The organism is Actinoallomurus liliacearum, assembly GCF_039542035.1.
GTDB lineage: Bacteria > Actinomycetota > Actinomycetes > Streptosporangiales > Streptosporangiaceae > Actinoallomurus > Actinoallomurus liliacearum.
On record NZ_BAABHJ010000009.1, the window covers coordinates 92,667 to 99,346 of the forward strand.

General features: G+C 71.5%; 4 protein-coding genes. 3 read left to right on the forward strand and 1 reads right to left on the reverse strand.

Annotation, left to right across the window (positions count from 1 at the left end):
* Nucleotides 1-85 precede the first annotated feature (85 nt).
* Together ABD978_RS19835 and ABD978_RS19840 are read left to right on the forward strand one after the other, a co-directional pair.
* Nucleotides 86-1,792: a glycerol-3-phosphate dehydrogenase/oxidase gene (locus ABD978_RS19835; protein WP_345356219.1), complete on the forward strand. Its 1,707-nt coding sequence runs from the start codon at nucleotides 86-88 to the stop codon at nucleotides 1,790-1,792.
* Nucleotides 1,793-1,954: 162 nt separating this feature from the next.
* Nucleotides 1,955-2,503, forward strand: a complete 549-nt coding sequence (locus ABD978_RS19840; RefSeq protein ID WP_345356222.1) for a GNAT family N-acetyltransferase — start codon at nucleotides 1,955-1,957, stop codon at nucleotides 2,501-2,503.
* 67 nt (nucleotides 2,504-2,570) lie between these two features.
* On the opposite strand, the gene ABD978_RS19845 is transcribed toward ABD978_RS19840, so the two are convergent.
* A complete protein-coding gene (locus tag ABD978_RS19845; RefSeq protein ID WP_345356225.1) occupies nucleotides 2,571-3,983 on the reverse strand; it encodes a purine-cytosine permease family protein in 1,413 nt (470 codons plus the stop codon).
* Between the two features lie 267 nt (nucleotides 3,984-4,250).
* Here ABD978_RS19845 and ABD978_RS19850 point away from each other — a divergent pair.
* Nucleotides 4,251-6,680: SpoIIE family protein phosphatase (locus ABD978_RS19850; protein WP_345356228.1), on the forward strand; the 2,430-nt coding region annotated here is incomplete at its 3' end.

Consider the following 6,680-nt stretch of genomic DNA (forward strand, 5'->3'; position numbering starts at 1 on the left):
CCCCCGCAGACGCCCCTTCCCCCCGCGGGCGGGGTGGCTCCCCGAGCCACCCCGCCCGCGCCCGACCTCGGAGGAGAACCCGAACGTGAAAGCCGTATCCCTCGGACCGGCCTACCGCGCGCAGACCGTGCGCGACCTGGCGGGCGGCGAGTTCGACGTGCTGATCGTGGGCGGCGGAGTCGTGGGCGCCGGCGCGGCGCTCGACGCCGTGTCGCGCGGCCTGTCCGTCGCAGTGGTCGAGGCCGCGGACTGGGCGGCCGGGACGTCCAGCCGGTCCAGCAAACTGATCCACGGCGGCCTGCGCTACCTGGAGCAGCGCGACTTCGGTCTCGTACGGGAGGCGCTGCGCGAACGCGGCCTCCTGCTGAACCGGCTCGCGCCGCACCTCGTACGCCCGGTGCCGTTCCTGTACCCGCTCACCCACCGCATGTGGGAACGCTTCTACGTCGGCGCGGGCGTCGGCCTGTACGACACGATCGGCGGCGCCCGGTCGATGCCGCGCCACCGCCACCTGACCCACCGCGGCGCCCTGAAGATCGCCCCCGCGCTGCGCGGCGACACGTTCGTCGGCGCGATCCAGTACTTCGACGCGCAGGTCGACGACGCGCGGTTCACGATGACGCTGGCCCGTACGGCCGCCGCCTACGGGGCGTCCGTGCTGACGCGGGCCCGCGCCGTCGGCTTCCTCCGCGAGGCGGACCGCGTCGTCGGCGCGCGGATCCTCGACCTGGAGAACGACGAGGAGCTGACCGTACGGGCCCGGCACGTCATCAACGCGACCGGCGTGTGGACCGACGAGGCCGGCCGGCTCGCGCACGCGCGCGGCGGTCCCCGGGTCACCGCGTCCAAGGGCGTGCACCTCCTCGTCCCGCGCGACCGCATCCGGCTCGACACCGGCCTGATCCTGCGCACGGAGAAGAGCGTGCTGTTCGTCATCCCGTGGGGCCGGCACTGGATCATCGGGACCACCGACACCGCGTACGACCTGGACAAGGAGGAGCCGGCCGCGAGCCAGGCCGACGTGGAGTACATCCTCGAGCACGTCAACGCGGTGCTGCGCACCCCGCTGGTGCCCGAGGACATCGAGGGCGTGTACGCCGGGCTGCGTCCGCTGATCTCCGGCGGCGCCGACGACACCACCAAGCTGTCCCGCGAGCACACCGTCGCCCAGCCGGTACCCGGACTCACCGTCATCGCCGGCGGCAAGTTCACGACCTACCGGGTCATGGCCGAGGACGCCGTCGACGCGGCCGCCGAGGACCTGCCCACGACGGTCCCGCCGTCCGTGACCGACCGGCTGCCGCTGATCGGGGCCGTCGGGTACGAGGTGCTGTGGAACGAGCGGCACCGCCTCGCCCGACGCAGCGGCCTGCACGTGGCCCGCGTCGAGCACCTGCTGAAGCGGTACGGCTCGTGCGTCCACGAGCTGCTGGAGCTGATCGAGGAGGACCCCTCCCTCGGCGAGCCGCTCGGCGCCGCCAAGGACTACCTGAGGGCCGAGGTCGTGTACGCGGCGTCGCACGAGGGGGCGCTGCACGTCGAGGACGTCATGCGCCGCCGCACCCGCGCCGCGATCGAGGAGTGGGACCAGGGCGCCGCGGCCGCGGTGGAGGTCGCCGGTCTCATGGCGCCGGTGCTGGGCTGGGACGACGAGACGGCCAAGCGCGAGACCGAGCTCTACATACGGCAGGTCGAGGCCGAGCGGCACGCCCGCCGCCAGGTGGACGACGCCGCCGCGGCCGCCGCCCGCGGCGAGGCGCCGGGCCTGTTCGCGGAGCGTGCCGCGTCCTGACCCTCAGGCTGTAGATCGTGCGGGCGGAGTGTCCGGGGCCACCCCGCCCGCGACTTTTCGCGGTGCCGTCGACGTCGACGGCGGGACGCACATCCACTGACCCGGGCCGCTCGAGGCGAAAATGGAATGCGTGCCGCCGAGCGCCTCCCTACTCTGCCGTGCATGACCCTCCGCTCAGAGCGACCAGACGACCGTCCGGCCGTGCGGGACCTCCACCTGCGCGCGTTCGGCGACCATGGGAAGGTGGTGGCCGGCCTGGTCGACGCGCTGCGGGCGGCCGTCGCACCGGACGAGCGGCTCTCGCTCGTCGCGGAGCACGCGGGCCAGGTCGTCGGGCACGTGATGTTCACACCCGCCCTGCTCGACGCTCCACGACGGCTCGTCGACGTTCAGGTGCTCAGCCCTCTGGCCGTACGGCCGGACCAGCAGGGCCGCGGCATCGGCTCGGCGCTCGTGCGGCACGGCCTGGACGTGCTGGCCGAGCGCTCCGTCCCGGTCGTCTTCCTCGAGGGCGCGCCCGGCTACTACTCCCGCTTCGGATTCACCGCCGGTGGCGAGCAGCACTTCCGCAAGCCGTCGCTGCGCATCCCCGACGCGGCCTTCCAGGCCGTCCGGCTGCCGGCGTTCGAGCCGTGGATGACGGGGACGCTGGTCTACTCGGAGACGTTCTGGCGGCACGACGCGGTGGGCCTGCGCGACCCCGACGCGTAGCGCCGAAGCCTGGTCACTGGCGCCTGCCGCCGTGCGGAGCGCGACGGACGCCAGTGATCTTCGCCTTTCAGGCCGACGTCGCGCGGGCGACCGGGCGCATCCAGACGTAGTAGAGCACCGACGCGACGACCAGCCCGATGATCCAGGAGATGTCGGCGCCGCCGAGGTGCTTCACGAACGGACCGGTGTAGAACGTCGAGCTGACGAACGGCACCTCCACCAGGACGCCGATCGCGTACGCGCCGATGGTCCGCCAGTTGACCCCGCCGTACACGCCGTCCGGACGGAAGATCGCGTCGATGTCGTACCGCTCCTTGCGGACGAAGTAGAAGTCGACGAGGTTGATCGCCGTCCACGGGATCAGGAAGTACGCCAGGAACAGGATGAAGTTCTCGAAGTTGTGCAGGAAGTCGGCGCTGGCGGCGAGCGCGACGACCGTGCCGACGACGGCGGCCACGATGATGAACCCGAGCCGGACCCCGCCGTTCATCCGCATCGGGCGCAGCGCCGTCAGCGTCGTCGTCGCCGACATGAACATGCCGTAGAGGTTCAGCACGTTCACCGCGATGATGCCCAACACGATGATCAGCGAGAACGCCCAGTGCGGGCCGCCCAGGCCGACCACGAACGACACCGACCCGCCCTCGAACGACTTGGCCGCCACGGCGGCGCAGACGCTGCCGAACGCCATCATCCAGACGGTGCCGATCACGCTGCCGGCGTACGTCCACCAGAACGCCGCCCGTACCGAGGTCGACTCCGGCAGGTAGCGGGAGTAGTCGGCGACGTACGGCGCGTACGTGATCTGCCAGGTCGCCGCGATCGCCACGACCAGGAGGAACGTGCCCGCCCCGACGTGCCCGGAGTGCCAGACGCGGCCCACGTGGTGGTCGGTCAGCAGCCGGTACGTCAGGTACAGGAACCCGATGGCGGCGATGAGGCTGATCCATCGCTCGTACTGGTGGATGAGCCGGTAGCCGTACGCGGCGAGGACCGTGCAGAGGGCCGACACGATGATCGTGGCGGGCGTCCGGCCGATCCCCCACCAGCCGGCCAGCGCCGACCCGCCGAGCACCGCGCTGGTCGCGAAGAACCCGACGTACATCAGCACGACGAGCAGCAGCGGAACGATCGCCCCGTAGAACCCGAACTGCGCCCGGCTCTGGATCATCTGCGGGATGCCGAGCTTCGGCCCCTGCGCCGAGTGCAGGGCCATGAAGATCGCGCCGAGCAGGTTCCCGAGGACCAGGGCGACGATCGCCCAGGGCAGGGGCAGCCCGAGGATCACTCCCAGCGCACCGGTGACCGCCGTGGTCACCTGCATGTTCGCGCCGAACCACACGGTGAACAGGCTCCGCACCGACCCGTGCCGCTCCTCGGGCGGGACGAAGTCGATCGATCGCCGCTCGACCCCGAGCGCACCGCCCTCCGCCTGTCCGCCGGCGACTCGCGAGCCGCCGCTGACCTCCTGTTTTGCCATGTGCGCACCCTCACGCCCACGCCCTGTGTCCCGCAAGAACCCTTTTCCACGAACCGTCTCGGATCCGAGACGAACGGCACTTCGTCCGACCTGGTGGGCGTCTGGAGCTCTGTCTCCGATAGGGCGAGCCGAAGCCGGGAACGGCGGCACCGGGCGAATCCGATTGGACACACAGGGTGGTGTTATTAATATGGTATGGAAACATTTTTCCGGCGGCAGCGGAAGCGTTCCCGCCATCCGCCCGCCGGGGGCCCGCCCGATCGGCGGGTGTCTTTGCTGAGCCTGCGCAGTGTCGCCGGGCAGATGTTCCTCCTGCAGGTCGTGATCGTGGCCCTGCTGATCGCGGCATGGGTGGCGGTCGAGGTGTTCCAGGCGGCGCATGAAGCTATGCGGCAGGGGGGCCGAGAGTCGCTCGTGGCCGCCGAGGCGTTCGCGAACGCCCCCGGGGTGGTGCAGGCGCTGCGCGGCCCGAACCCCACGGCGGTGCTGCAGCCGCGCGCCGAAGCGGCCCGCAAGAGAGCGGGCGTGGACTACATCGTCGTCCTGAACACCCACGGCATCCGCTATACGTACCCCTACAAGAAGTACATCGGGCGAAAGTTCAGCACTGACATCCGACCGGCGCTGGAAGGCCGCGCCGTCATCCAGGAGGGAGGCGGGCCGCCCCTGCCGGCGGGCACCGGAACGGACGTTCGGGCGCTGGTCCCGGTGACCGACGACCATGGCGCCGTGGTCGGCGTGGTCGCCGCCGGGATCACGGTGAAGAACGTGGCGAGAGCTTGGACGCCGCAGCTCCCGATCACCCTCGGGAGTGGAGTGGCCGCGCTGGCGCTGGGCGCGGCCGGGACGGCGCTGGTGTCCCGGCGGCTGCGACGGCAGACGCACGGACTGGGCCCCGCGGAGATGACGCGGATGTACGAGCACCATGACGCGGTCCTGCACTCGGTACGGGAAGGGGTGCTGATCACCAGCGCCGACGGGCGACTGCTGGTGGCCAACGACGAGGCGCGCCGGCTGCTGGGCCTGCCGGACGACGCGGAGGGGCGGCCCGTGGGAGAACTGGGGCTGCCACAGCAGATGACGACTCTGCTCCTGTCGGGAGACTGCGTGACCGATGAGGTCCACCTGGCGCAGGACCGGTTGCTGGCGGTGAACAAGCGGCCGACGTTCCCGGGCAGGGCGCAGACGGGCAGCGTGGTGACGTTGCGGGACACCACGGAACTGGCGGCGGTGTCGGGGCGGGCCCAGGCGACGCGGGAGCGGTTGAAGCTGCTGTACGAGGCGGGGATACGGATCGGGAGCACGCTGGATGTGGCGTGTGAGGCCCAGGAGCTGGCCCAGGTGGCCGCCTCCGGGTTCGCCGACATCGTCACGGTGGATCTGTCGGATGCGGTGCTGCGGGGCAAGGAACCGGCGGAGGAGGCGCTGCCGATGCGGCGTGTCGCGATCGGCGGCCGGTTCTCGACGTCGTCGCTGTGGCCGGTGGGTGAGCAGGTGTGGTTCTCACCGGCGGCGCCGCAGATACGAGCGCTGGAGCAGGGGCACGGCCTGCTGCAGGCGGACCTGCGGCAGGCCCGAGGGTGGCAGGAGCAGGATCCGGTACGCGCCCACAAGGCGCTGGAGGACGGGTTGCACTCGCTGGTGGCCGTGCCGTTGCAGGCGCGGGGCGTCCCGCTGGGCGTGGTGAGCTACTACCGGGTGGGAGATTCGCCGGCGTACGAGAACGACGACCTGCTGCTGGCGGAGGAGCTGACCGCGCGGGCGGCGGTGGCCATCGACAACGCGCGGCGCTTCACCCGGGAACGCGCGATGGCGGTCACGCTGCAGCGGAGTCTGCTGCCGCGTCGGCAGCCGGAGCAGGACGCGCTGGAGGTGGCCTGGCGGTACCTGCCCGCCGAGGCGGGGGTGGGCGGGGACTGGTTCGATCTGATCCCGCTGCCGGGGGCACGCGTGGCCCTGGTGATGGGCGACGTCATCGGTCACGGGATGCACGCCGCGGTGACGATGGGCCGACTGCGCACCGCCGCCCACAACTTCGCCACCCTCGACCTCCCGGTGGAGGAGGTCCTGTGGCACCTGGACGAACTGGTCGCGCGGATGGACAGTGAGGAGGACACCGGCCAGGACGCGGAAGGTCACGGCGGCGACGGGGAAGGTCACGGCGGCGACGGGGTCACGGGCGCGACGTGCCTGTACGGGATCTATGACCCGGTGGCGGGCACCTTCACGCTCGCCCGCGCCGGACACCCCGGCCCGGCGGTGGTGTACCAGGACGGAACAGTCACCTATCCGGACGTATCGGCCTCACCTCCGCTCGGACTCGGCGGCTACCCCTTCGAGACCACCGAGCTGCACCTGCCGGAGGGCTCACGACTGGTGCTGTACACCGACGGGCTCATCGAGGACCGCACCCGCGACATCGACGCCGGCCTGGAGGAACTGCGCCGGACGTTGGAGCGCACGGAGGGACTCAGTCCGGAGGACACGTGCCAAGCGGTGATCGACTCCGTCGCGCCGCCGCACCCCGCCGATGACGTAGCGCTGCTCGTGGCGCGCACCCGGTTGTTCCCACGCTCACACGTGGCCGAGTGGGACGTCCCGGTCGACGCGGCGGCGGTCCCCTCGGTACGGGCCAAGTGCGCTGCGAAGGTACGGGAGTGGGGCCTGGAGGAGATCGCCTTCACCACCGAACTCATC